Genomic DNA, 23,887 nt, shown 5'->3' with positions numbered 1-23,887 from the left:
GCCTAACTCCATTTCAGGGTGTATATATTACCATCACATAAATTACAGAAGTCATTAATCCAATGGTTAATTTCAAAGAACCCAACCTAACCACTTTTTTAAAAGAATATTGGCAAAAAAAACCTTTGGTCATAAGAGGTGCTTTGCCCGATTTTATCAATCCTGTATCTCCTGATGAATTGGCAGGTCTGGCTCTTGAAGAAGACATGGAAAGCCGTATTGTCTTTGAAACAACCAACACACCCACCCAATGGCATTTAAAAAGAGGCCCATTTCAAGAATCCCTGTTTTCCACGCTCCCTGATACGCATTGGACTCTATTAGTTCAGGGAGTTGATCGAGTGATTCCGGAGGTGTATGCCTTACTGACTCATTTTGATTTTATACCTCAATGGCGACTTGATGACGTCATGATCAGCTACGCCACGCAATATGGTAGCGTTGGACCACACTATGATAATTATGACGTCTTTTTATATCAGGCTAAAGGGCGACGCAAGTGGGCTTTGACTTCTAAAAACTGCACTCCGGAAAATTACATCCCTAATCTGGAATTACGGATTATGAAGGAGTTTGACACCGAACAAGAAATCATCCTTGAGGAGGGGGACATGCTATATCTGCCTCCTCACATTGGACATTATGGCGTTTCGTTATCCGATCAGTGTATGACCTACTCTTTTGGTTATCGAAGTTATCAAGGCCAGGAGGTCTGGGATAGCCTGGGAGATTTCTTGTCGGAGAAGAATTTATTTAAATCGCTGTATTGTGATCCTGATTGGTCTGCTCAACAAGGAACTTCCGAAATAAAAAAACCTGCATGGCAACAAGCCAAGCAATTATTACAGCATTTAATCGATGATGAACTCATTATGAAATCCTGGTTTGGCTGTTTTGCAACCCGGCTTGATCAACAGGCCGAACAGCAATTAGCCCTTCCCTTGGATGAAGAGGATTGGGTCGATATGCCTGTTTTTATTAACGAATTAAAAGAGAACGACATGGTACGCGATGCCTCATGTCGATTTGCTTATCTCATGGAAGAGCATACTGCCACTCTCCATCTTTATATTAACGGTTGTGAGTGGGAAACCGAGGGAGTATCTGAAGATCTGTTGCTTCTGATTGCCAATAACCGATTCATATCGAGTGATGAACTAAAGCCTTTTTTATGCAGGGAACAAAACCAAATGTTTCTCTATGATTTATGGAAACTGCAATGGTTGCAATTTCTAAACGATGCGTAGAATTGACATTCCGACTTCCTGGTCGCTTGACTTAGCTTGCATGGTGCAGTTTTTTGAACTTTATTACTTTTTATCTATAGACAAACCTTGATTTTCTGATAAGTTTTTATTAGAACAATAAAAATTACAGGGATGAATATGATGAAACGCACCTCAAAATTATGGAGCTGTATCGGTATCGGTCTTTTTTCTCTTCATGCGTTTGCAGCAGATACGATAAAAGTTACGGTGAAAACGTTGGAAAAAAATGCCATAGCCATAGGTTTTACTGTAGACAATAAGGAGTATGGTACTTTAGGAAAATCCTATTCAGGACGAGGACCAAAGGATAAAGTCTACTCATTTGGTTACAGAAAAGACTCTCTTTTCGGTGATAATGTCAGTTGTGGAGCGCTTACCTTAACGCAAGACAGCACTATTATGTTAATAGTTCAAGATAATAAATGTTATAGCGTCTTGGGGTAATTGTATCCATTTTCACTGGGTAGCTATTATAGACGGCTCTTGTATTACTGTGAAAATTCAAAATACCACATGTACCCCCATCCCAAGTGCCCTTGAGATTAAGCTTTTTTGCTTACACATTAAAGATACAAGCCTGTTTGCTCGCAAATAGGCTCATGGATTCTCAAACTTCTAAATAAAAGTTTATACTTTGCACATAAAATCCTGGTTGCGAGCAACTGACTCTTAGTCACAAATATGGAATCTTGGAGAAAAGTCAGATTTGCGTGCAACCAGGCTACTTAATTACCTTCTAAACCGAATTCCCGCGACGTGGATCGAGGTATCCAGAAAGTGGATCCTGGCTGGTTTTTCGAAGAGATGTAGACAATTCGTAGTTAGTCGGATGCACCCAGCAAAGTGACAAAATACCAATCCATTGGAAAATTTATAAATCATGTCGTATATTTAAAATACACAAACAAGCAAGGATAGGCGATGAAAAAAATAATACTGGCCTTAATAATTGTTTCAATCTCTGCATTAGGCGCAAGCTGTTCCAGTAACTGCTGTGGAACCAATTATAACAGTTGTTGCGGCTCAGACAGTTATGGCAATTGGTATTAAAGACACTCTAAGTGAAATTTAACCAAAACACCATGAAAAAACACGGATTTCTTGGAATATCTGATGAGGGATTCCATAATGTAGCTTACACCGAATGGGGAACTTCGGATTTGGAACTCCCTACCGTAATCTGCGTCCATGGATACACCCGTAATTCTCATGATTTTGATGCGTTGGCATACTATCTCAGCATGAATGGACGTCATGTGTTTTGCCCTGATGTCGTAGGTCGCGGTGACAGTTCCTGGTTTAAAAACTCAAAGCATTACAATTTTACCCAATATCTTTCCGACATGAATACACTGATTGCCAGAACACAAGCTCAACAGTTTGATTGGATAGGTACATCTATGGGTGGGCTGATAGGAATGATGCTGGCCGCATTGCCCCACTCTCCAATTCAGCGTCTGGTTCTTAACGATATAGGTCCGCAAGTTCCCATCTTTGGATTACGCAGACTTGCTAAGTATGCGGGAAAAGAACCTGAGTTTAAAAGCATTGAGGAAGCAACACAATTCTATAAAACGAATTTCACTGGATTTGGCTCATTGACAGACAAACAATGGGAAGAGTTTACCGCACGCAGTGTCGAGGAAATCACTCCGGGCCGTTTCATAGCCAAGGTTGATCCAGGGATAAAAAATCCAAAATCAACCTTTCAAGTCATGTCCGAATTTTTTCATCATCCGCATAAGGCGATGGAAGGTATCTTTTATGACATCGATCTTTGGTCTGTTTGGCAAAAGGTACGCTGTCCCGTTCTGGTTATCCACGGAGCTCATTCGGATTTATTAACCCCGGAAATCATCAAAAGAATGCAACGAAGCCACAATAAAGTGGATGTTTTTGAGATAGAAGACGCAGGACATGCGCCTGCACTGTTAAATATTACAGAACATGAAACCATAATGAACTGGCTAACATCAACTCACTAACCATTCAGTAAAAAAACACTACATCTGCAAAGCAAAAATAACAGATATCTATTGCTCAGCACGTAATTTATTGATTAACCAGTATTTTAATTGCCCCAGATTGATTCGATGACTGTACAGTGTGATTAAAGCCCCTGCCAACACAAAAACAATTCCCAGTGCATGCCATGATTTTAATTCTTCTCCTAATAAAAGAACACCAAAAATCACCACAAACACGGGTTCAAGAACAGACAAAATCGAAGCTTTTTCAGAGCTGATGTATTTCAGGCTGTGCAGCATCAAAAGAATAGGAATAACGGTAGCAATCACTCCAATTCCAAACAAATTAATCCACACTGTTGCTGAAGCAGGCATTGACAACGTATGGCCCCATGAAGCCACAATAAAGCTGGTCATCATACATCCTAAACAGACCATCAGAGTTGAGACTGTGGGAGAAATTTTATTTCGCTTACTGGTAGTGATGTAGCAAGCATAAAAAAAAGCGGAAATAAGTCCAAGGCAGATGCCGACCAAATCAAAAGCTGCTTTACTCATATCAACCAAGAGCATCATGCCCATCAGGATAATAAAAGTCGCCAGATAATAGATTGAAGGTATGGGTTGTCCGTAAACGAAAAAATTCAGCAGCAGGATCATTACCGGATAAGTAAAAAATATAACCATTGCCAAACCGGAACCTATATACTGAGAGGAATAAAAATATAAAAGTGTTGATACCCCATAATACAAAGCACCACCTACAAACGCGATAAACAGAGATCTGAAGGAATCATTCATGCTTTTAAATTGAGGAATTAATAGAATTAAAATCAGAATACTGGATATTAAAAAACGCCAGAACAACATCGTTTCGGCTGATAAATTACCGTTCATGGCACTGAGTCCAAAATAACCAATAAATCCATACAAAAAACCCGATAATATGGCGTATAAGGATCCTTTTTGCTCTTGCGACTTCATGATTAATGCCTGGAAAATGTGTACGTTCAATATAAAAAGTATCTGCTCAATACCCCAAAACGTCATCTTGCTCGAGTTGAACGATCTCCTGATTACGGTATGGTGACTATCCCAGGATGATCCAGCGATTAAGGTTATTGATAAAATACTATAAAACCGACAATGTACTATTTTTAAACTATAAAGTAAATTATTAAGTCAAATAAAAATATTGAATCTTCTGGCCGATAACAACGATTTCATTATTGACAGCAAAATATACACAATGTATCATACGGGCACCTTGGACTGAGGGTTATCCTATGTTCCGTTTTTTGGTCATTATTGCTAGTTTTATAGTTGTATCCTCTCCTGTTTATCCCGCTGATAATTCGTGTACTGATCATCAATGTATTGCTGTAATCGATGCAGGAAGTACGGGATCCCGATTGCATGTTTACTCATATGATCTCGACAAAACACACTCTCCGGTCAATATTAACGAAATCTGGAATAAAAAAATCAGACCCGGTTTTGCGACTATAGAACCCAATGCAAACACAATAGATGCTTATTTGACCACTCTCCTATCTGGTGCCCCCAATAAACAGATTCCAGTTTATTTTTATGCCACAGCAGGCATGAGACTACTTCCAGTATCAAAACAAAAAAAATATTACGATGAATTGCAACGTTGGTTCGCTCAACAATCTCAATGGCAGCTTGTTGACGCTAAAACTATTACCGGAAATGATGAAGCCTTATACGATTGGCTCTCGGTTAATTATCATTTGGGGACCCTGCAAAAATCTCAAAAAGGATCTACTGTAGGTGTAATGGATATGGGAGGCGCCTCAGTACAAATTGTTTTCCCTATTCAAGAAAATTCAGAAATTGGCACTCGATCTCAAGTTGACGTAGATCTGTACGGCCAACATCACACGCTTTATGTCCAGAGCTTTTTAGGACTGGGACAGACTGAAGTGGCGCACCAATTTTTAAATTCAGCCTCCTGTTTTTCAAACAACTACCCACTGCCAGATGGAGAGTCAGGACAAGGTAATGCTTCAGCATGCGAACAAGAAGTATCCCGGTTAATGACTGAAGTGCATAAAGTAAACAATGTCATTCAGCCTTTGCTTGAAGCCAACCCAGTTGACTCATGGTACTCCATCGGTGGCATCTCCAATCTGGCTGACAGCAGTTTATTTCACTTTAAAAACAGCAAATTAACTAATCAGAATCTGCTTCAACAAGCTGACAGCCAGGTGTGTCATCAGCAATGGGATTCACTCAATTCTCAATTTCCTGATGATGAGTACGTTTACCAATATTGTCTTTTTTCTGCTTATTATTATGCCCTGATGGTTGATGGTTATGGCATCGTCGCCGATCAATCCATAAATTACATCCCACCAGATCAAAATCTGGATTGGACTTTAGGCGTAGTCTTACATCATTAAACAAGAAATCGAAAACTGAATTAAAGCTCGGAGATCACAAAATTTTCTGGCTTTAATTCAAGCGGACGTTTATAAAAAGTGCACAGCGCTCTACGAAACTGTTCGGCGCGATCAGGAAGTCCTTTAGAACAATAATGCATGACTTGAGAATGAACTGCTGTTTTGAATGAGTCTGTATCCGATTCCACACCATTAAGATTATCAACACTGACGCGAAATTTATGACCTGCCGCAACTGAAAGGATCCACTCGATGGCCTGTGGCTTCACTTCAACTTGTTGAAACAATGCCTGTTGCTCTGCATTGCGCCCATCAGGCATATACCAATATCCAAAATCAATCAGTTTACGACGCTCCTCGCCTGCAATTAACCAATGAGAGCACTCATGCAATGCACTGCTGTAAAAGCCATGAGCAAAATATAAAGCATTATACGTACGCACCTCATCAGCAGGAAGGTAAATAGGCTCATCATCACCTCTTACCAATCGGGTATTGTATGAATTGGCAAAACACTCATCAAATATAGCAATCAAATCCTGGTAACAATGCATGATGTTCCTCACGAAAACAGAGTTCTACCCAAAACCACATTTTTTCATGGATCCCCGTATTCACGAGGATGACTTATAATAAGTGAGGGTATTTTGAGAATAAATCTGAAGTGGGCAAAGTCGAAACGGTCAACAAGCCCTATACTAAAATGGCACTATTTTAATAAAATAATTAGCAAATTGCGAATGAAACAACACTTGAAACACCTACTACTATCCAGAACAGTCAAAAGGACAGATCAAATACTATTGATCTTCCCTTGAGTATAATGCCTGTATTCCAAATCCAAAGCCTTCTTAAGTTCTTTATCATTTTCAAAACCTAATTGGTCGATGAATGTTAAAGTATGCTTAATCTGCACGGCTTTAGCTTTCGTTGTTTTAAGAGTTACAACACGTTCTTCATTTTCTGGCTTCTGGCTATCCATCAAGCACTGTCTTTTTGATACCTCAGTACCCTTAATCATTTTGAGATCGTCAGCAGGTATGAAGTCTTTTTGTTTCACCAGCACGCGCATCGCTTTATAATATGCATGCAGTTCTTTATAAGTTAAATTCACCTCAATTTGATGTTCTTTATTGTATAAATCCATTTCAGGGTTTCTGGGTAAAGCAGGATCATGTATTTGAGCGTAATTTATTTGGTTGTCCGTATCTTGTGCAAGGCTTGTTTGATTCGAAAGAATGGCATTCATAACAGCAGGAATCAAAAATAAACTGCTTAGAATAGCAAACACTGCAGTAGCCCCGATAAACAACAAGGGAGGCAGAATTCCAGTAATGGCCAAACCAATTAATACCCCAGCTCCAGCTAGCACTGCCAAGAATATTAAAGATGCTGACTTTATGGCGTCCTTAGTATAATACCATGCTGGTCGAAGAATATGTGTATAAGGACTTATCATAAGATAATAAACGACACTTCGCCCTATTGAATAAAATAATAAATTACGGGTCTTTCTCTTTGCATTTTGCTGTTCCGGATCCATATAAGTAAATACAGTATCCGCAAATCCAGCGTAATTCATAAAATGATCGCAGAATGGATTAGGACCTTTTTTTTCTGGTGGCGGTGATACATGCAGAATTTCCCAATCGGATTTCCACAACCCTAATAATGAAACCGGATCATCTCCCTGCTGTTGGATAATGACGGGAGGTTTTGAAGTCAATTTCTCCCATTGATCGTACTTGCTCTTTGGCTCAAGATGATGCAAACCTGCTGGATTTAACGCATCAACCCGAGACAGATGTTCGCCCAAATCAACAGCCAGAAGCAAACCTAGTGAACCGCCAAGGCTTGCACCGCAAACATGCACTTTGTCTTTTTGTCTGGACAACCAATCCTTAATTCGTTGACGCCCACTCAGATACAACGAACTTCCGACGGTCTCAAAAGCTTCAAAATCAGTAACGATTTGAGGCAGAAATCCTTGGCCAGTTGGATAATTTGTACCCATAAAAATTAAATGCGATTCCGCATTTTTATTGATTATAGGCTCTATACCATAAGCAAAAACACGATCTGTCTTTCTGACTGTATATTGATTATCATCAGTCAATTCGATTGGATTAACAGAATATTCAACAAGCTCCCATTCCCCGTTCACACACTGAGGAATTTTGATGGATTCAAAAGGAGTCAGATCAGAATAAGGCAAATGGCACAAACAGTTGCTTAAATACAATTGTACCTGTTCACTTTGCTTTGCATCCAGGGTTCGACCTTTAAGTTGGGCGTATATGTTTTCAAATCCCTGCTGAAAAGCAGCGCGAAATTCTTTCAATAATGCATGATCATGTTCAATAAAAACCGCACTTAAAGTATGCCATGTGATTAATTCAGTCCATGATTTTGGCCATCCCATCATCAGTAAACGTAAGACATTACGTCCGATAATCCCGGAGCGTTGTTGCTTATCATTATTCTCCAAAGATTCAAACTCTGAACTGGGTAAGAAGTTTAAGTTCAAACCACCTTTAAATGAATCTTTAATGGGCATTCTAAAACTCCAGATGAATTAGAAATATCTATCGTTTATAATACAGATAGTTTTACGATTCAACATTTCTGTCAAACAAGCAGATGATAAAAAATCATTATAACATGTATTCAATTAATACACATAGGCATATTCATAAGCGTTCATCCCACACAGTTTTGATTTTATGTACCCTGGTCCTGTTGACTATTCCTCTCTATCCCATTCATCGCATCGCTTGTTCCTGAAGCAATCTCTCTTTTGTACACTATCCTCGCTACGGCTTTGTTCCGATAATAAGTGAATTGTTAACTAGGGGCTGTTGACATTTCATTATGTTCAAGCCTACTTTCCGCGACTTGTTCGCGGAATCGATAGCTCTTGCGCAAAACAAGAATATATTGCGCTTATAAAGAGTGAGTTAGATCCCGCGAACAAGTCGCGGGACGTCGAAACTTAAATTGTCAACAGACCCTAATACTTGAATCGACACTCCCAACCAATTCTCTAGTTTCTGGCAAATGCGACATAATAACTATCCAGGCCATCCAGTTTGCGAAGCGCCTGTGATAGTTCAGGTATGGAGCGGGTCGTTTTTTTGGATGATGCGACGCCAACAAAACGCCACTCAATTGAATTTTTTACTGAAGTGATTGCTATGGTACTCTGAGCCATAGAATACTCACATTCTCGTAATATATGCCGTATAACCTCCTTATCGGGAATGACGCCTGGTTTAAAGGTTAACGACACAGCAATTGCATGACGTGAAGGAAGCCATTGTTCCAGTCCAAGTCCCCACATCATAATAGATAAAGCCAAAAAGGTGAGTACTATTGCAGAGAAGTAGAACCCCACACCAACCAATATTCCTATTGCAGATGCAGTCCAGATGGAAGCAGCGGTAGTTAAGCCACTGATAGAAAAGCCTTCCTTCATAATAACGCCAGCGCCCAGAAATCCAATTCCAGTCACGATCCCCTGCACAACACGAGCAACATCAGGAACAAGCGTGCTTGAAGGATGCAAACCGCCGAACCAATAATTGGGATAACCTACTATAACCACCAAAGCAGTGGATGCCATACACACCAATCCGTATGTGCGCATACCCGCAGCCCGGCCATGATAAGAGCGCTCATAGCCTACGATTAACCCCAGAATTAATGAGCCCAGCAAATTCATCAGCACCATGATATTGATCTCTATTGCCGGCAAGGACCAATAAGACAAAAGAGTATCAAAATTAAGAGACATCATGCTTGCTCCTGAGTTAACCTAAAACCCTTCCTGTTTTAAAGACTTCATAACCGCAGGTCTGCTTTGAATGTACTCCATGTATTTGGTCAAACTGGGATAGGCAGAAAAATCCAGTTTAAAACTCTTTGCCCACATTAAAACGACAAATAGATACGCATCAGGTAACGTAAAATGATCGCCCATTAAATAGGTATTGCGAGACAAATGCTGCTCAACATGCCTTAATTTAAACATCGCCATGGGAATTAATATTTTTGATTTAAATTCATCAGTAACCATAGGGACAAAAAACATCCCGAGAGTTTTATGAAGCTCTGTAGAAACATAATTCAGCCATTCTAAAGTATGATAGCGTTTCATGTCGCCAACATGGGCTAATAGCTCCTGTCCTGGAGTGATGTCAGTCAGGTATTGTAAAATAACCTGATTTTCCGTTATCACATCACCGTTATCAAGACCTAAAACAGGTACGGCACCTTTGGCATTAATCGCTAGAAAATCCGCTCCGCCCGCTGTTTTTTTAGCTCGCAGATCTACCTCTTCATCCTGAAAATCTATTCCCATTTCATTCATGATTATGCGAACAACCAGAGAGCAGGCACCTTTGTAATAATATAGTTTCACAGTCACTCCTTTGATAATGGGGCACACAGAGTATTCATTGTGTACCGTTAGAAATCAGTTCCAATTCTAAATGTAGCATATAACATGCAGCATAACAGGAATGAAGGCAAGAGCTATTCCGTTGAAAAGTATTCGCAATGTATCAAAGGGTCCCCAAAATCCTGTGAACCATTCCTGAAATAAATCACCAATAAAGGTCAACCTAGAGCAAAAGCGTATTGCCAAAGAAAAACAAAAAGAATGATGCGACAATGCGAAGTTATTTCAGATTAGTTACATTGAATTTTTTTTATTTTGCGTAATAAGTCTGTGCTCAATCTCGTTGATCATCGTCATAGTAGCTGAAGTTCGTGTAAAAAATGCATCCCAAAAATAAGTTGTTCGCAATGAATTTAAAATGGATTTATCTCGTTCTTTCCATGTTTGGATGCTTTGCAGTAATTGCTCCAGATTAAATTCTCTTTGGGGTCCAACGATCTGAGTGTACTCAGTTTTAATACTATTAAATTTTTTTACGGTTTGTGCAGAAGCAGGTTCGAGCAAAACCAAACGCTCCATCCGTGCATAGAGCTTTTCTATTATGGATTTTTGTACTGCGTTTAGATCAGGATAAGCATCTGGCGACATGGGCAATACATAGAATGGAATGCCCATGCTGGGTTTTCCATAAACAAGTTGTGTTCTGTAAGGTAAATCAATAAAAAAATTAGAGGATACCAGAGAGGATACAGGAACTTTTTGAACTTCCTCAACAAGCTTGATAGCAGTATGCCGGCAGGTGTTATCAATAGAAAACTCTTCGATATTCTTTTTAATACCCTCATGCAGTTTTTGATTGTTCGTTATTAACTGAAATGATTTAGTCAACTCAATGTGATTCCCTTCTTGTTTTCTCGGCTTATAGCATAAATAGCGATTGTGTTTATTTTGCAGGGTTTCAAGTAATCCAATAAACTCAAGATAATGTTCATAAGTTGTGTCATAAGCCTGATAACTGATTGGTATGTTACCCGGATTATCTCTCGAAATTCGCTCATTCTTTAGTCTGGATTTAATCTTTGAAAAAAACACATCAGCTATACGTCCGGCAATAGCCATACATCGGTTCTCGCCAGGTTGATTAGGCTCATTAATATCTTTTCCTACCCGGCAAAGCAAATGTCTTACTTTATTTTGGTCATAAACGCCAAACATGATAAAGGTATGCTTGCCTTCCTTGCCTAATGCAAGGAAGAATTTATCGGTTTCTTTATTTATAGTGATGGTCATAGAGTTTCAACAAAAAAATCAATTAAACAGCACAACGCAGCTGAGGATGGTGTTCAATAATCGTATGATACAAATTCATATTCGCTTCCAGAATATGATTCCCCATTTTAGAATCAGAGGCGTCCTCACCTCCTTTACTGTTCAAAGCAACAACCGTAGTGACATTATTGCAAGGTTGCCATAGGTACATGACTCTGAATCCTAAAGTACTGCCCTGATAGGTCCAAAATTTTAATCCTGACTTCTGGTCATAATAATATCCAACCCCCAAACCAAAGCCCAACGGATCGTCTTCTGTGACTGTAGCAATGGGCTTCCCGGTTTTCATCGATACTACAGAGGTCAGTTCGTTTAAAGCTTTGTCTCTGTGAACTGGATCAATCAACGTGCCATGATAAAGGATTTGAACCCAACGCATTACGTCTTCAGTATTGGCGACTATCGCTCCGGCAGCTCCAGCCCAGGATAAATCATTGACAAACGCATCCACGATTTTATTATTTGTTGGATCCAAATAATAGCCGTGCATTTTGCGATCGACAATAGACTCTTTAACCGCAACTCCATCTGGCCCTGCAGGATAGAAGGTGTTATTCAAAACATTATGCTGATTAATAATCCGTTCTTGAAGTTGATTCGCAAAGGTATCATGAGTTACTTTTTCAATGATTAATCCCGCAAGAATATAATTGGTATTGGAATAATCAAAGAGGTTCGTATCCTTCCGCTCTATTGGTTTTTCAGGATGGGCATAGGTGAGTAATTCTTCATCGGTCCAGACATGACTTAAATCATGCTCCATTTTGTTCCAAAACTCCGGATCATTCGAGTAATTTGGAATACCGCTGGTCATATTCAATAACTGCCGAATGGTTACCTCACTCCAGTTAGGGTATTGAGGCAGCCATTTCCCTATTGGATCATCAAGAGATAAAGCATCTTCAGATTGTAATTGCAATAAAATCAGCGAAGTAAATGATTTGGTAATACTGCCTATATCAAACAAATGATCAAAGGTAATCACTTCTGAAAAAGGGGGGAACCCAACATGACCTGTCATTACTGTTTTAATCTCGTCAACAGCATCTTGATCATTCTGAGGAATCAATACAGACGCAGAAATAGCAGTAAATTGTTCTTTTTTACTGTATTTTTTATAATAATCATCAATAACAAACTGAATGATATCTTTTTTTACAGGCTCAGTGCTGATGAAACCTGCCCATGACTCTGAAACAATGAGTTGTGCTGCGAGAAAGACACTCATTAGAGTTTTTGATAATTTCATAAAAAACACCCGATAATCCAATGGAAACGACCAAAATCGGCTCTATTTTATATTAAATACAGGAAAAAGGGTAAATTTACTCTAAAATATCTCAACTGAATTCCAACGACAAGGCCAGGATAGTTGCAGATTTATAGATTTCGTAAACAAGTAAAGGGCTACATGTGCTGGATCCCGCGGTCGAAGCAGCGAGAATTCGAAATGTAACTCTTGTTTACTTAACAACCGAATTCCCGCGGCATCGACCGCGGGATCCAATTTTATGGCGCTGTTATTCAAAGGTAAAGTCAAGGAAAATCGATTGAGTCGACTGACGATATATTGAAAATATCCCAGGTATCTAGCCTTTACATTGTAATTCAGGATGCAATCGCATTATCGCCTGATACAAATGCAAATTCGCTGTTCCAATATGATCACCCATCTTCGAATCCGGATTTCCTTCCGCCCCTTTACTATTCAATGCAACAACTGTAGTCACATCATTACATGGACTCCATAAATACATCACTCTGAAGCCTAAAGTACTTCCCTCATAAAACCAAAACCGCTGCTTCATCTCATTATCATAACGGTACGCAACACCCAACCCGAATGCCATCGGATCTGCTGCAGTTACCGTGTCAATGGGTCTTCCAGTCTTTGTAGAGACTACGGATTCCAGTTCAGTCAGAATTTTTTCCCGATATTCTGGATTAATTAAAGTGCCGTGATAAAGTAATTGCACCCATTGCACTACATCTTCAACCGTTGCCACAATAGCCCCTGCTGAGGAAGCCCAGGATAAATCATTGTTAATTGTATCCACTGATTTTTTAGTGGCCTCATCATAAAAATAACCATGTACCCGTCGATTTTTTATAACATTTCCCACAGCTACCCCATTGGGCCCGGCAGGATAAAAAGACTCATTCAGATTGTTTTTAGAATTAATGATTCTTTTTTTCAACTGATTTTCAAAAGTATCCTGAGTCGCCTTTTCAATAACCAGCGCCGCGAGAACATAATTGGAATTACAATATTCATAGCGATTGACATGATTCACCTTGAGGGCTTGTTCAGGATGTGCATAAGTCAGTAACTCTTCATCAGTCCATACATGGCTGAGATCACTCATCATTTTTTTAGCAAACACCGGATCTTCCGAGTAATTTGGAATACCACTGGTCATATTCAAAAGCTGGCGAAGAGTCACCTCTTTCCAGTTAGGATACTGAGGCAACCATTTGCCCAAAGTATCATCGAGCGACAACACGCCTTCTGTCTGTAATTGCAACAAAATTAAAGAAGTAAAGGATTTGGTAATGCTGCCTATATCAAATAAACTGTTGGACGTTATTTCCTGATTGAATGGAGGAAAACCCATTGTTCCTTTGACTACAGTGATGGTATTTTTAATATCTGTCTGCTTATTGTGAGGAATAAGTACTGAGGCAGCCATTGCAGTAAATAATTCCTTATCACTGTATTGTTTATAATAATCAGCCACTACCTTCTGCATCTGTTGTTTTAATTCCGTGTCCAGAGAACTAGAGTCTGCGTAGCTAGATGTCGATATTAATGATGCAACCAGGGCAAGTCTGCAAATACTTGATTTTATCTTCATGATTTATGTTCCGGTCTTCAGTACAAATTCAATTAAATGTTCATTTATATTAACTTGAATTGATCTGAAGTTACTACAGTACTTTAAAATAATTGATGTTTTTTAAAGGCGTATACTTCTGTACATGACAAAAAAACTGTCATGCCCGCGCAGGCAACCATCCATCAAAATAAACCGATGCCAAGGTCAAGCCACTGAAGATTGTTTTGCTCAATGAGATTTATTTTCCATTGACAGTTCCACTTTTAGATACGATTTTCTCTGGTTATGGCTTCATAAACAGCAATGTGAATTTCATAAGAATCCAAATGATGAACGGGATATTTTTTGGTGAATTCTTCAACCAAGCCATCCGTGTGTTGCCAAAATGGTATGCCAGCGAGCTATCTCAATTTACTTCAGTGTCGAATGCCAAATGGTTACCCGCCTGGCGCGGGCATGACAGTTTTTTTGTCATGTACAGAGAACGTATACAGAAAGTTCCGGGGTCAAGGGAAAGGCCCTTATCAACCCCGGACAAAAATGAAGGATTATTGTGCGCTGGCTCTCAACCGTATTTTCTCAAGAGCTTGTTCCAAACGGCTTAAAACACGTTGTTTACCTAATAAAGTCAATGTCATATCAATGGAAGGAGACATGCTCGTTCCTGTAACCGCTACTCGCAATGGCTGAGCAATTTTTCCCATATTCATATCAAATTGCGCACTAATATCGTTAATGCATTCCTGAAGATGATCTTTTTGCCAATCATTCACTTCTTTCAAACGTTCATAGAGTGCTGCCAAAGGCTCCAGAATTGCAGGACGTAAATGCTTTTTAACGGCATCGTCATCGTATTCGATTGAATCGGTATAAAAATAAAGGCTCAAATTACACATTTCTGCCAAAGACTTACACCGTTCAGCCTGAGTCACGACCAAATCCTTAAGCTGTGGCCCTTTGCTTAAATCGATACCCGCCTGCTCAAAATGCCAACTCAACGCTTGTGCAACTGAATCGGGATCATCACTTTTTTGATAGTGTTGATTCAACCAATATAATTTATCGTAGTTAAAGCTCGATACTCCCCTGCTCACATTCTTTAAATCAAAACAAGAGATCATTTCCTCAACACTAAAGATTTCCTGATCGCCATTCGACCACCCCAGGCGAACCAAATAATTTAACAAGGCATGCGGTAAAATCCCTAATTCTTTAAACTGCATCACCCCTACAGCACCATGTCTTTTGGACAAACGCTTACCATCATCGCCTAATATCATTGGCAAATGAGCAAAAACTGGAATCGGGGCATTCAATGCTTTAAATAAATTAATTTGCCTTGGTGTGTTATTGATATGATCATCACCGCGAATCACATGCGTAATATTCATATCCAAATCATCAATGACTACAGCAAAATTGTACGTGGGATGCCCATCTGATCGAACTAAAATTAAATCGTCCAATTCATTATTATCAACATGGATATCGCCATACACTTCATCTTTAAATGAAACCATACCGCTATCAGGATTCTTGAAGCGAATAACGAAAGGAACATCGGATTCAGGCAGATTTTTATTACGGCAATGGCCATCATAGCGAGGCTTTAATTTAGCAGCTAATTGCGACTCACGAAGCGACTCAAGCCGCTCTTTACTGCAAACACAACGATAAGCCTTGCCTTCATCCAGAAATTGCTGCGCTACCTCAATGTAACGGGTATAGCGATCAGTTTGATAATAAGGCCCCTCATCACAATCCATGCCCAGCCAGGCCATGCCATCTAAAATAGCCTGAACTGACTCTTGCGTAGACCGCTCTCTATCAGTATCTTCTATTCTTAGAATAAACTGACCCTGATGACGTTTGGCATATAACCAGGAGAATAAGGCTGTTCTTACTCCTCCCACATGTAAAAATCCAGTAGGGCTTGGAGCAAATCGAGTTCTAACAGTCATAATATCATCCGTTGTAAGGAATAAAACAATCGGGCTATAATAGCCGACTTTACCATCAACGCAAAGATTCAACCGCTCAATTCAGTATAAACGGGAGTTATCTTGAAAAGTATTGGTATTAAATATCAACTAAGAATCACCACGCTGATCCCAGCTTTCTTAGTCGCCTTGCTTTTTGCTGTATTTTACAATGGCCAATTTGGGAAGGACTTGAATCAACACATGTCCCGTTTAGGCGAGGCTTACATTCGCCAGTTACTTCCTGCTGCTCAATTTGCCTTGCTTCGTAATGATGACCGCACCTTGCAAGGACTGATTAATGCATCCACAATCAATCCCGAGGTAAAAGCACTTGCATTTTACAATGCCAGCGGGCAATTGCTCGCTTATCGCGGTGGAAAACATTCCATCCATAAACCCTTTAATCCACCAGACTTCACTGGGGATTATATTGAAAGCAAACACATCAATCCCTTTACCATTAATTTTATCGCCCCCATAACCATTCCCAAATTCAACTTGTACTCCAACAGCACCTTATTCAAAAACATTCCAAGCCCCGTAGCCTTCCAGGCAGACGATATTTTAGGCTGGCTGTCCATTGATATCGATACGCAATCCATGCTCATCAAGCGCTATCAAATGCTTATAGTCACTATTTTTATTACGTTGTTTGGCTTGTTGATGGGCTTAACCATTCATTATTTTCTGTCCAAGCGAATCTATTTACCGATTTCCCGATTACGCCGCAGCATGAAACAAATTTTGAGTAATGAGTTTGAAACAGAAATAAAAGTCGGCAGCCAGGGAGAATTAGGCGTTATTGAAAAAGGATGTGCGCACTTACAAAAGCAATATCTGAATACCATAAGAGATCTCAATCAACATATTGAAGTAGCCACCGAAGATTTACAACAAAGTCTGGAGTTACTGGAAGAGAAAAACATTCAATTGTCTCTGGAAAAGAAAAAAACAGAAGAGAAAAGCCGACAAAAATCAGAGTTCATCGCGAACATGAGCCATGAAATTCGAACTCCAATGAACGGGGTTATCGGTTTTACCAATGTATTACTGGAAAGCAAACTGGATCCATTGCAACTTGACTATGTAAAAACCATTAAATCATCTGCCCAGGATTTATTGGGTATCATTAATGATATTCTCGATTTTTCAAAAATTGATGCGGGTAAATTACATCTCGACTGCATCCCTGTTGACATCAGAGCGTGTGTCGACGAAGTCCTTACTCTGGCCAGTCCCAATGCCCACAAAAAGGGTATTGATTTAATCCCGATCACAGACATACAGGTGCCTAAAACCATACTGGGCGATCCGTTCAGAATCAAACAGATTATCAGTAATCTGGTAACCAATGCGGTAAAATTCACGGATCACGGTTATGTTTTAATACGCACCAAAATTGATCTCGAAACCGACAAAGACTATACCCTGCTGTTTACCATAACCGACACAGGTATAGGCATATCCCCTGAAGATCAAAACAAATTGTTTACAGCCTTTAATCAGGCCGACACCAGCATAACCCGACGTTATGGGGGGTCAGGATTAGGTCTGGTTATCTGTAAAAAACTCTGTGAAGAAATGCATGGCCGTATCAGTCTCACCAGCGAACTGAACAAAGGGTCAACGTTTACAGCGCGAATAAAAGTTGAAAAATTACTAGCCTATGAAATTGAAAAAAACCAGACTCACCGCTTCGCTCATCTTAAAATTTTGTGTTTTGATGACAACCCCCTGCATTTAGAGGCCTTATGTAATGGGCTGGGATATTGGGGTATTGAATGTGTTGCGGTTAACTCATTTAACAAACTGGCAAAAGCCCTGGCTAAAAACACCAACTGCAACATAGCGTTTATTAACGTCAATCAGGGTTGCGAACAACAGGTAGCCGAGTTGATTAAACAACACCATCACCTACCCAGTGTTCTGATTTCGAAATGGCCTATAAACGATTACGCGGCACTTGGAGCCCATGGATTTTTATACAAACCCATCAGCATACAGAAACTTCAGGATCTCATCGAATCGCTGAACAACAATAACACGAGTGAAAAAGCAACAAATCATGAATTAGACGGCTTACGCGAACAATTGCGCTTCTTACACCCTGAATTATTAATCGCTGAGGATAATCCGGTCAACAAAATGCTCCTCAACTCCTTATTAAATGAGAATACCCATGTAACGGCAGTTGATGATGGAGCTATGGCTGTAACAGCTTGTGAAGATAAAAAGTTCAATATTATCCTGCTCGACTTGCAAATGCCAAAACTCAATGGTCTGGAAGCTGCCCGAATGATTCGCCACAACTCCTTGCTTAACAAACATACTCCCATTGTTCTGATCAGTGCAAACAGTGGTGATATCAGCACAGTAGATTTGAAAAAATCAGGTGTTGATTTTTGTCTGCAAAAACCGATAGATGAAAAACAATTATTGCTACAGATTCTGCGTATTGTTGACAAAGCCAAACACGCAGCGATCGACTGGCAATTGTGTGTTCAAAAAGTTTCAGGAAATCAAGAGCTCGCCGAAGAATTTCTGGCAAAGTTCATCGAGGAACTGTATAAAAACCGGGAAGAATTTATCGAGCTCATGCATAACAAAAACATCAAGGGCCTGGGCGAGTTAGCACATAAATTACATGGAGCCTGTTGTTTTTGTGGTGTTCCTGTCTTGCAAAAGAAAGTGATGCAAATGGAAAAACTGGCAGCAGCCAACGCAAAAATAGATGACTTATCCGGAGCTTTTGCTGAATTAATTCAAAGCATCGATGCAGTGCTTAATGAATATGAAAATCAATACTCACAATAAAACTCAATAATTCCAATAAATTGATGGAGATAAAATGGCTGTTAAAAATGCAATTTATGCGCAATCAGGTGGCGTTACTGCCGTGATAAACGCCTCGGCTTGTGGCGTTATTCAGACTGCAAAGTTATACCCCGAACACATCAGAACCGTGTTTGCTGCCAAAAATGGAATTATTGGAGCTTTGAATGAAGAACTCATTGATACCTCTCTGGAAAGCGATGCGGATATCGCTAAATTAATGCAAACACCTTCGGGGGCTTTTGGTTCTTGTCGGTATAAATTAAATAATAATGACGATGAGTACAAACGGTTGATTGAAGTATTCAAGGCTCATAATATCGGATATTTTTTCTACAATGGCGGTGGTGACTCTCAGGATACAGCGCATAAAGTTTCGCAGCTAGGGGAAACTATGGGTTACCCAATTACCTGTATCGGAATACCCAAAACAGTGGACAATGACCTGCCCTATACTGACGCCTGCCCTGGATTTGGTTCAGTTGCCAAATACGTAGCGATTTCAACCAAGGAAGCCGGCTTTGATGTAGCCTCTATGGCAGCATCATCCACCAAAGTATTTATTCTTGAAGTAATGGGTCGTCATGCTGGCTGGATCGCCGCAGCCAGTGGACTTGCGAGTGACAATCCAGAAGAACCACCGCATATTATTCTGTTACCGGAAGTCTCTTTTGATCCGGAAAAATTCCTGGCAAAAGTTTCCGAATGTGTTAAATCCTACGGTTATTGCGTTATTGTTGTTTCAGAAGGAATACGCAACAAAGAAGGCAAATTCTTAAGTGACGCAGGATTAAGAGACGCTTTCGGTCATGCGCAACTGGGAGGAGTAGCTCCGGTCATAGCACAACTGGTTAAGTCAGAACTGGGCTACAAATACCACTGGGCTGTAGCGGATTATCTGCAACGAGCCGCTCGCCACATTGCGTCGCAAGTGGATGTAGAACAAGCCTATGCTCTGGGCAAAGCAGCTGTTGAATATGCCGTTAAAGGCCATAATGCCATCATGCCTGTGATTATCCGCGAACAGGATGAGCCCTATCAATGGTCTATAGGTAAAGTAGCGTTAGCAGAAGTAGCCAATCAGGAAAAAGCAATGCCAGCTGAATATATTTCAGAAGACGGAATGGGTATCACTCCTGCCTGTAAACGGTATCTGTCTCCATTGATTCAAGGCGAAGCTTATCCCAATTACATCAACGGAATGCCTGATTATGTCCGTTTAAAAAATCAATTGGTCGCAAAAAAATTAAACGCTCGCTAAGAACGTTCGAACCTTCTAACTTCGGCGTCCCGCGCCTAGTACAGAAGGTTCCTCACTGCTTATTCATCATCCTCGCCAAAGCGAGGGTTCCTGATTTTAAGAAATTTTGCTTTAGCGTGTCTGAACAACTTACTCACAACGCTGCCCCAGCACCTAAATCCAGCTTTCGTCCGTGGTAAATGCGATCGTTAACCAAAGCTTAGGGCCATTTCCGCCCATAACGCCTACGATTTCACGACGGATTGCATCCAGAGTTTCAATACCGGAAATGGGATAACCCTCAGGAACTACTATATGAATTTCAATAAACTGCGCACGTCCTATCTTTGCAACATAGCTGGAATAGGTTTTAAATTGATATCGTTTTGTCAGTTCATCTAAAAAGCCCCTTACTTTTTCATCGAGACCAAAAGGGGCAATTAAAAACATGTCGCGCATTGCATCACGCACCGCTCCCATGGGTACAAAAATCAGACATGCAGTTAATACGGCTAAAATAAAGGGATCAATATACGGGGTCAGGTACTCATAAGCAGTGCCATCCATTAAAGCAGCGGTACCAAATGCAATCAAAAGCGAGCTGGAAATCGCTGCAGAAATAAGCCAGCTTTGTGTGTCCAGTCGCAAAAATTCGGAACTCAGTTTGACGTTCTTATGGCGAATATACACATACATGATTATCGATAAGACCGACATCAATAAAGCAAAAACGAAAGCCCAGTCAAAGTTTAATTCTCGTCCACCTGACAGTAAACTGCCAATCGCGTTGACTAATGCATAAGCACAGATCAAAATAAGAACACTTCCATTAAAGACAAGTACCATTGGTTCAACATGCCAATAACCGTATTGAAATCGGCGATTACCTTTACTGGTCAAAAGACGTGCTACCATAAGAGAGAGTATGGACATGACAGTGTCAACCATATTGAACATACCATCAAATACAATCGCCAATGACCCCGAAAGTAAGCCAAACAAAACACCTGCTACTGCTAGCAAAAATGTTACGGATATGGATATTTTAAGTATGCGCTGTTCTTCTAGTACTGATGTTGTGCTGTTCATGTAAATACCCAATGTGTTACTGAGTTATGGCAATCATATACTATCACTCAGTTAATTTTGCAGAGATGTAAAAAATTCAGTCAGAGACGGCAATACGCAGGGCGATAACGATTAGCCAAGGTTCCTCCAGTGCAATCCCAATGTATGGCTCTATCCGGATCCAGGGTGGGAGTCAAAACTATAGTCCCATCACCGGCTTGTGCCGTATATGTTATGGTAATTAGCCCCTGATTTGCAATGGTTATTGATGCTACATTAGGGGTTGCAGCAGGAGTTATATATCCTGTTTCCAATTGAGTAGTCGGGAAAGCGCTTTGGGCAAACGTGGTTTCTGTAACTGAAAGCTGAGCCGCATAGGCTAAATTCAATCCTTCTACTACTCGCGCGCGGATGAGATAATCTTGATAGGCAGGAATAGCTATAGCGGCCAAAATCCCTATTATGGCCACAACAATCATCACTTCAATCAAAGTAAATCCTTTTGCTACCATAGTACTCTCTGGGGTTGTATTTAAAATTTAGCACGCATAATAAATGCCAGTTTGTTTGATAGAAACAGCCTAATCACAAAATAATCAAAAGCCCCAATATTTAAGGCAAATAAAAACCGCCCCTAAGGGCGGTTTAAAATAAGCGAGATTATTATCTGCAACTTGCGGGTCGATATTTAGCCAATAAGGTGCCGCCAGTACAAGTCCAGGTCACATCTCCATTTGCTTGGAGAGTAGGAGTCATAACGATAGTACCGCCACCAGCAGCTGCGGTGTAAGTAATGGTTATAGCCCCTGTAGCATCAGCTATAGCTATTGAAGCAACATTAGGTGTTGCAGCAGGAGAAACATATCCTGTAGCAGCCTGGGTTGCTGGTAAGGCATTATTGGTGATGGCTGTTTCAGATACTGCGAGTTTAGCGGAAGAAGCTAGTTCCAATCCCTCAGTAACACGTGCTCTTATGGTATAATCTTGATAAGCAGGAATCGCAATTGCAGCCAAAATACCGATAATCGCGACTACGATCATTAATTCAATCAACGTAAAACCCTTTTGTCTCATGGCCATCTCCATAGGTAATTAACAATTTTATTCATGCATACATAATGCCAATTTAAATGACAGTACGTATGAGGGTATTTTAGCTCGATAAACCACCTGAAATCATCTCCATTTCCAGTATCAGTTCATTTTAACCCCGATAAAAACTGACATTTTATGTCATATTGTGACAAAATTGTCAGTGCACTATGACAGCACATGATTAGCGGATATAATCAAACATCGAATATCTGGCATAAGAGTAAATCATGTCGCGTAAATTAGATATAGAACGTCAATTATCAGAGGAACTTTCTCCTGTATTCTTATCAGTAGAGGATGAGTCTAAAAATCATCATGTACCGGAAGGAGCGGAAACACACTTTAAAGTCATTGCCGTGTCCTCTCGATTTAATGAATTAAGCCGAATAGCACGTCACCGGATGGTCAATAACCTGTTAAAACAGGAGTTTGACAAGGGATTACATGCCTTAAGCATGCATTTGTATACGGAACATGAGTGGGAACAAAAAGAATCCCCTGTTTTAAAATCCCCTTCCTGTAAAGATGGGTATAAAAACAGGTAATTTAATGCATTAGACTAGATTAATGAATGAAAGATGTTTGATCCCCTCATCCGCCTGTCGGCACCTTCTCCCGGAGGGAGAAGGCTATTCATGATAGATATGGGGGATATTAAAATATTTTTTTTCAATTAGCACCGCTCTCTCTAGAATGACCTTCTCCCGGAGGGAGAAGGCTATTCATGATAGATATGGGGGGTATTAAAACATTTTATTTCAAGTAGCACCGTTCTCTCTAGAATGACCTTCTCCCTCCGGGAGAAGGTGCCGACAGGCGGATGAGGGGATCTTAAAATTATAAATTTTATCAATTAATATGCATAGCCCAACTAATAATGGATTAAATACATGGCGTTACTTGATAAAGCAAAAAAACTACGCAAAAACAGCACCTGCATGGAAACTAAAATATGGCACTCACTAAGATCACGACGATTTCAAGGATTTAAATTCAGAAGACAATGTCCGTTGGAGAACTATATTGTTGATTTCGTTTGTATCGAAAAAAAAATAATTATTGAGATAGATGGCGGTCAGCATAATGATTTCGGGCAACAGGAATATGATAATAAAAGGACTGATTATCTTAATCATTTGGGCTATGAAGTTCTAAGATTTTGGAATGATGAGGTGCAGCAACAGTTTGATTTAGTTATGGATGTGATCTATCGATGTTTGATAAAAGATGTTTGATCCCCTCATCCGCCTGTCGGCACCTTCTCCCGGAGGGAGAAGGCTATTCTAGAAAGACCGATGATGCTTGAAATGGAATATTGGGGATTTTCTCTGGAAAGTATTCAGATAATGATCTGCTTTTAAATCCCCTCATCCGCCTGGCGGCACCTTCTCCCGGAGGGAGAAGGCTATTCTAGAAAGACCGATGATGCTTGAAATGGAATATT

The 23,887-nt window shown here is 40.1% G+C and carries 21 protein-coding genes; 9 read left to right on the top strand and 12 right to left on the bottom strand.

What is annotated here, in order from left to right; all coding sequences use genetic code 11:
* Positions 1–62: 62 nt before the first annotated feature.
* From G543_RS0109085 to G543_RS0109070, 4 genes are all read left to right on the top strand, one after another.
* Positions 63–1,247 carry a JmjC domain-containing protein gene (locus G543_RS0109085; protein ID WP_028384247.1) on the top strand — a complete coding sequence of 395 codons (1,185 nt, stop codon included), beginning with the start codon at positions 63–65 and terminating at the stop codon, positions 1,245–1,247.
* Positions 1,248–1,385: 138 nt separating this feature from the next.
* On the top strand, positions 1,386–1,712 hold the full coding sequence (locus G543_RS0109080) for a hypothetical protein (protein ID WP_238584767.1): 327 nt from the start codon (positions 1,386–1,388) through the stop codon (positions 1,710–1,712).
* A 477-nt stretch (positions 1,713–2,189) separates the two neighbouring features.
* Positions 2,190–2,318, top strand: coding sequence for a hypothetical protein (locus G543_RS19430; protein ID WP_274519397.1), 129 nt, complete (start codon positions 2,190–2,192; stop codon positions 2,316–2,318).
* An 11-nt stretch (positions 2,319–2,329) separates the two neighbouring features.
* The gene (locus tag G543_RS0109070; protein ID WP_238584768.1) at positions 2,330–3,253 is read left to right on the top strand and encodes an alpha/beta fold hydrolase; all 924 of its coding nucleotides are present in this window, start codon (positions 2,330–2,332) and stop codon (positions 3,251–3,253) included.
* A 48-nt stretch (positions 3,254–3,301) separates the two neighbouring features.
* Here the strand turns inward: G543_RS0109070 and G543_RS0109065 are convergent, their stop codons facing one another.
* Positions 3,302–4,219 carry a DMT family transporter gene (locus G543_RS0109065; RefSeq protein WP_028384244.1) on the bottom strand — a complete coding sequence of 306 codons (918 nt, stop codon included), beginning with the start codon at positions 4,217–4,219 and terminating at the stop codon, positions 3,302–3,304.
* A gap of 302 nt (positions 4,220–4,521) precedes the next feature.
* On the opposite strand from G543_RS0109065, the gene G543_RS0109060 reads away from it, so the two are divergent.
* Positions 4,522–5,661, top strand: a complete 1,140-nt coding sequence (locus G543_RS0109060; RefSeq protein ID WP_028384243.1) for an acetate and sugar kinases/Hsc70/actin family protein — start codon at positions 4,522–4,524, stop codon at positions 5,659–5,661.
* 20 nt (positions 5,662–5,681) lie between these two features.
* Here G543_RS0109060 and G543_RS0109055 read toward each other — a convergent pair whose 3' ends face one another.
* The 8 genes from G543_RS0109055 to gltX form a co-directional block, all read right to left on the bottom strand.
* Positions 5,682–6,215, bottom strand: coding sequence for an elongation factor P hydroxylase (locus G543_RS0109055; RefSeq protein ID WP_028384242.1), 534 nt, complete (start codon positions 6,213–6,215; stop codon positions 5,682–5,684).
* Positions 6,216–6,454: 239 nt separating this feature from the next.
* The gene (locus tag G543_RS0109050; RefSeq protein ID WP_028384241.1) at positions 6,455–8,218 is read right to left on the bottom strand and encodes a hypothetical protein; all 1,764 of its coding nucleotides are present in this window, start codon (positions 8,216–8,218) and stop codon (positions 6,455–6,457) included.
* 486 nt (positions 8,219–8,704) lie between these two features.
* Positions 8,705–9,457, bottom strand: a complete 753-nt coding sequence (locus G543_RS0109045) for an MgtC/SapB family protein (RefSeq protein WP_028384240.1) — start codon at positions 9,455–9,457, stop codon at positions 8,705–8,707.
* Between the two features lie 18 nt (positions 9,458–9,475).
* Positions 9,476–10,081, bottom strand: coding sequence for a glutathione transferase GstA (gene gstA / locus G543_RS0109040; RefSeq protein WP_028384239.1), 606 nt, complete (start codon positions 10,079–10,081; stop codon positions 9,476–9,478).
* A 273-nt stretch (positions 10,082–10,354) separates the two neighbouring features.
* Positions 10,355–11,350: a hypothetical protein gene (locus tag G543_RS17540; protein ID WP_051190659.1), complete on the bottom strand. Its 996-nt coding sequence runs from the start codon at positions 11,348–11,350 to the stop codon at positions 10,355–10,357.
* A gap of 22 nt (positions 11,351–11,372) precedes the next feature.
* Positions 11,373–12,638, bottom strand: coding sequence for a serine hydrolase domain-containing protein (locus tag G543_RS0109030; protein ID WP_028384238.1), 1,266 nt, complete (start codon positions 12,636–12,638; stop codon positions 11,373–11,375).
* Between the two features lie 340 nt (positions 12,639–12,978).
* Positions 12,979–14,244, bottom strand: coding sequence for a serine hydrolase domain-containing protein (locus G543_RS0109025; RefSeq protein WP_028384237.1), 1,266 nt, complete (start codon positions 14,242–14,244; stop codon positions 12,979–12,981).
* Between the two features lie 530 nt (positions 14,245–14,774).
* Positions 14,775–16,187 carry a glutamate--tRNA ligase gene (gene gltX / locus G543_RS0109020; RefSeq protein WP_028384236.1) on the bottom strand — a complete coding sequence of 471 codons (1,413 nt, stop codon included), beginning with the start codon at positions 16,185–16,187 and terminating at the stop codon, positions 14,775–14,777.
* A 99-nt stretch (positions 16,188–16,286) separates the two neighbouring features.
* Here gltX and letS point away from each other — a divergent pair, with 99 nt between their 5' ends.
* Together letS and G543_RS0109010 are read left to right on the top strand one after the other, a co-directional pair.
* Positions 16,287–19,022 (top strand): two-component system sensor histidine kinase LetS, encoded by a 2,736-nt coding sequence (letS, locus tag G543_RS0109015; RefSeq protein WP_115343485.1) that lies wholly within the window; start codon positions 16,287–16,289, stop codon positions 19,020–19,022.
* A gap of 34 nt (positions 19,023–19,056) precedes the next feature.
* A complete protein-coding gene (locus tag G543_RS0109010; protein ID WP_028384234.1) occupies positions 19,057–20,301 on the top strand; it encodes a 6-phosphofructokinase in 1,245 nt (414 codons plus the stop codon).
* Between the two features lie 153 nt (positions 20,302–20,454).
* On the opposite strand, the gene G543_RS0109005 is transcribed toward G543_RS0109010, so the two are convergent.
* From G543_RS0109005 to G543_RS0108995, 3 genes are all read right to left on the bottom strand, one after another.
* Positions 20,455–21,369 carry a cation diffusion facilitator family transporter gene (locus tag G543_RS0109005; protein WP_028384233.1) on the bottom strand — a complete coding sequence of 305 codons (915 nt, stop codon included), beginning with the start codon at positions 21,367–21,369 and terminating at the stop codon, positions 20,455–20,457.
* An 80-nt stretch (positions 21,370–21,449) separates the two neighbouring features.
* A complete protein-coding gene (locus G543_RS0109000; protein WP_028384232.1) occupies positions 21,450–21,860 on the bottom strand; it encodes a pilin in 411 nt (136 codons plus the stop codon).
* 151 nt (positions 21,861–22,011) lie between these two features.
* Positions 22,012–22,422, bottom strand: a complete 411-nt coding sequence (locus G543_RS0108995; protein ID WP_028384231.1) for a pilin — start codon at positions 22,420–22,422, stop codon at positions 22,012–22,014.
* A gap of 248 nt (positions 22,423–22,670) precedes the next feature.
* Here G543_RS0108995 and G543_RS0108990 point away from each other — a divergent pair, with 248 nt between their 5' ends.
* Together G543_RS0108990 and G543_RS0108985 are read left to right on the top strand one after the other, a co-directional pair.
* Positions 22,671–22,988, top strand: a complete 318-nt coding sequence (locus G543_RS0108990; protein WP_028384230.1) for a BolA family protein — start codon at positions 22,671–22,673, stop codon at positions 22,986–22,988.
* 345 nt (positions 22,989–23,333) lie between these two features.
* Positions 23,334–23,678: an endonuclease domain-containing protein gene (locus G543_RS0108985; protein ID WP_028384229.1), complete on the top strand. Its 345-nt coding sequence runs from the start codon at positions 23,334–23,336 to the stop codon at positions 23,676–23,678.
* The last annotated feature ends 209 nt before the right edge of the window (positions 23,679–23,887 follow it).

The organism is Legionella moravica DSM 19234 (assembly GCF_000423305.1).
Classification (GTDB): Bacteria; Pseudomonadota; Gammaproteobacteria; order Legionellales; family Legionellaceae; genus Legionella; species Legionella moravica.
The sequence above is the reverse complement of the archived record's forward strand: the minus strand, read 5'-3'. Positions and strand labels throughout refer to the sequence as shown.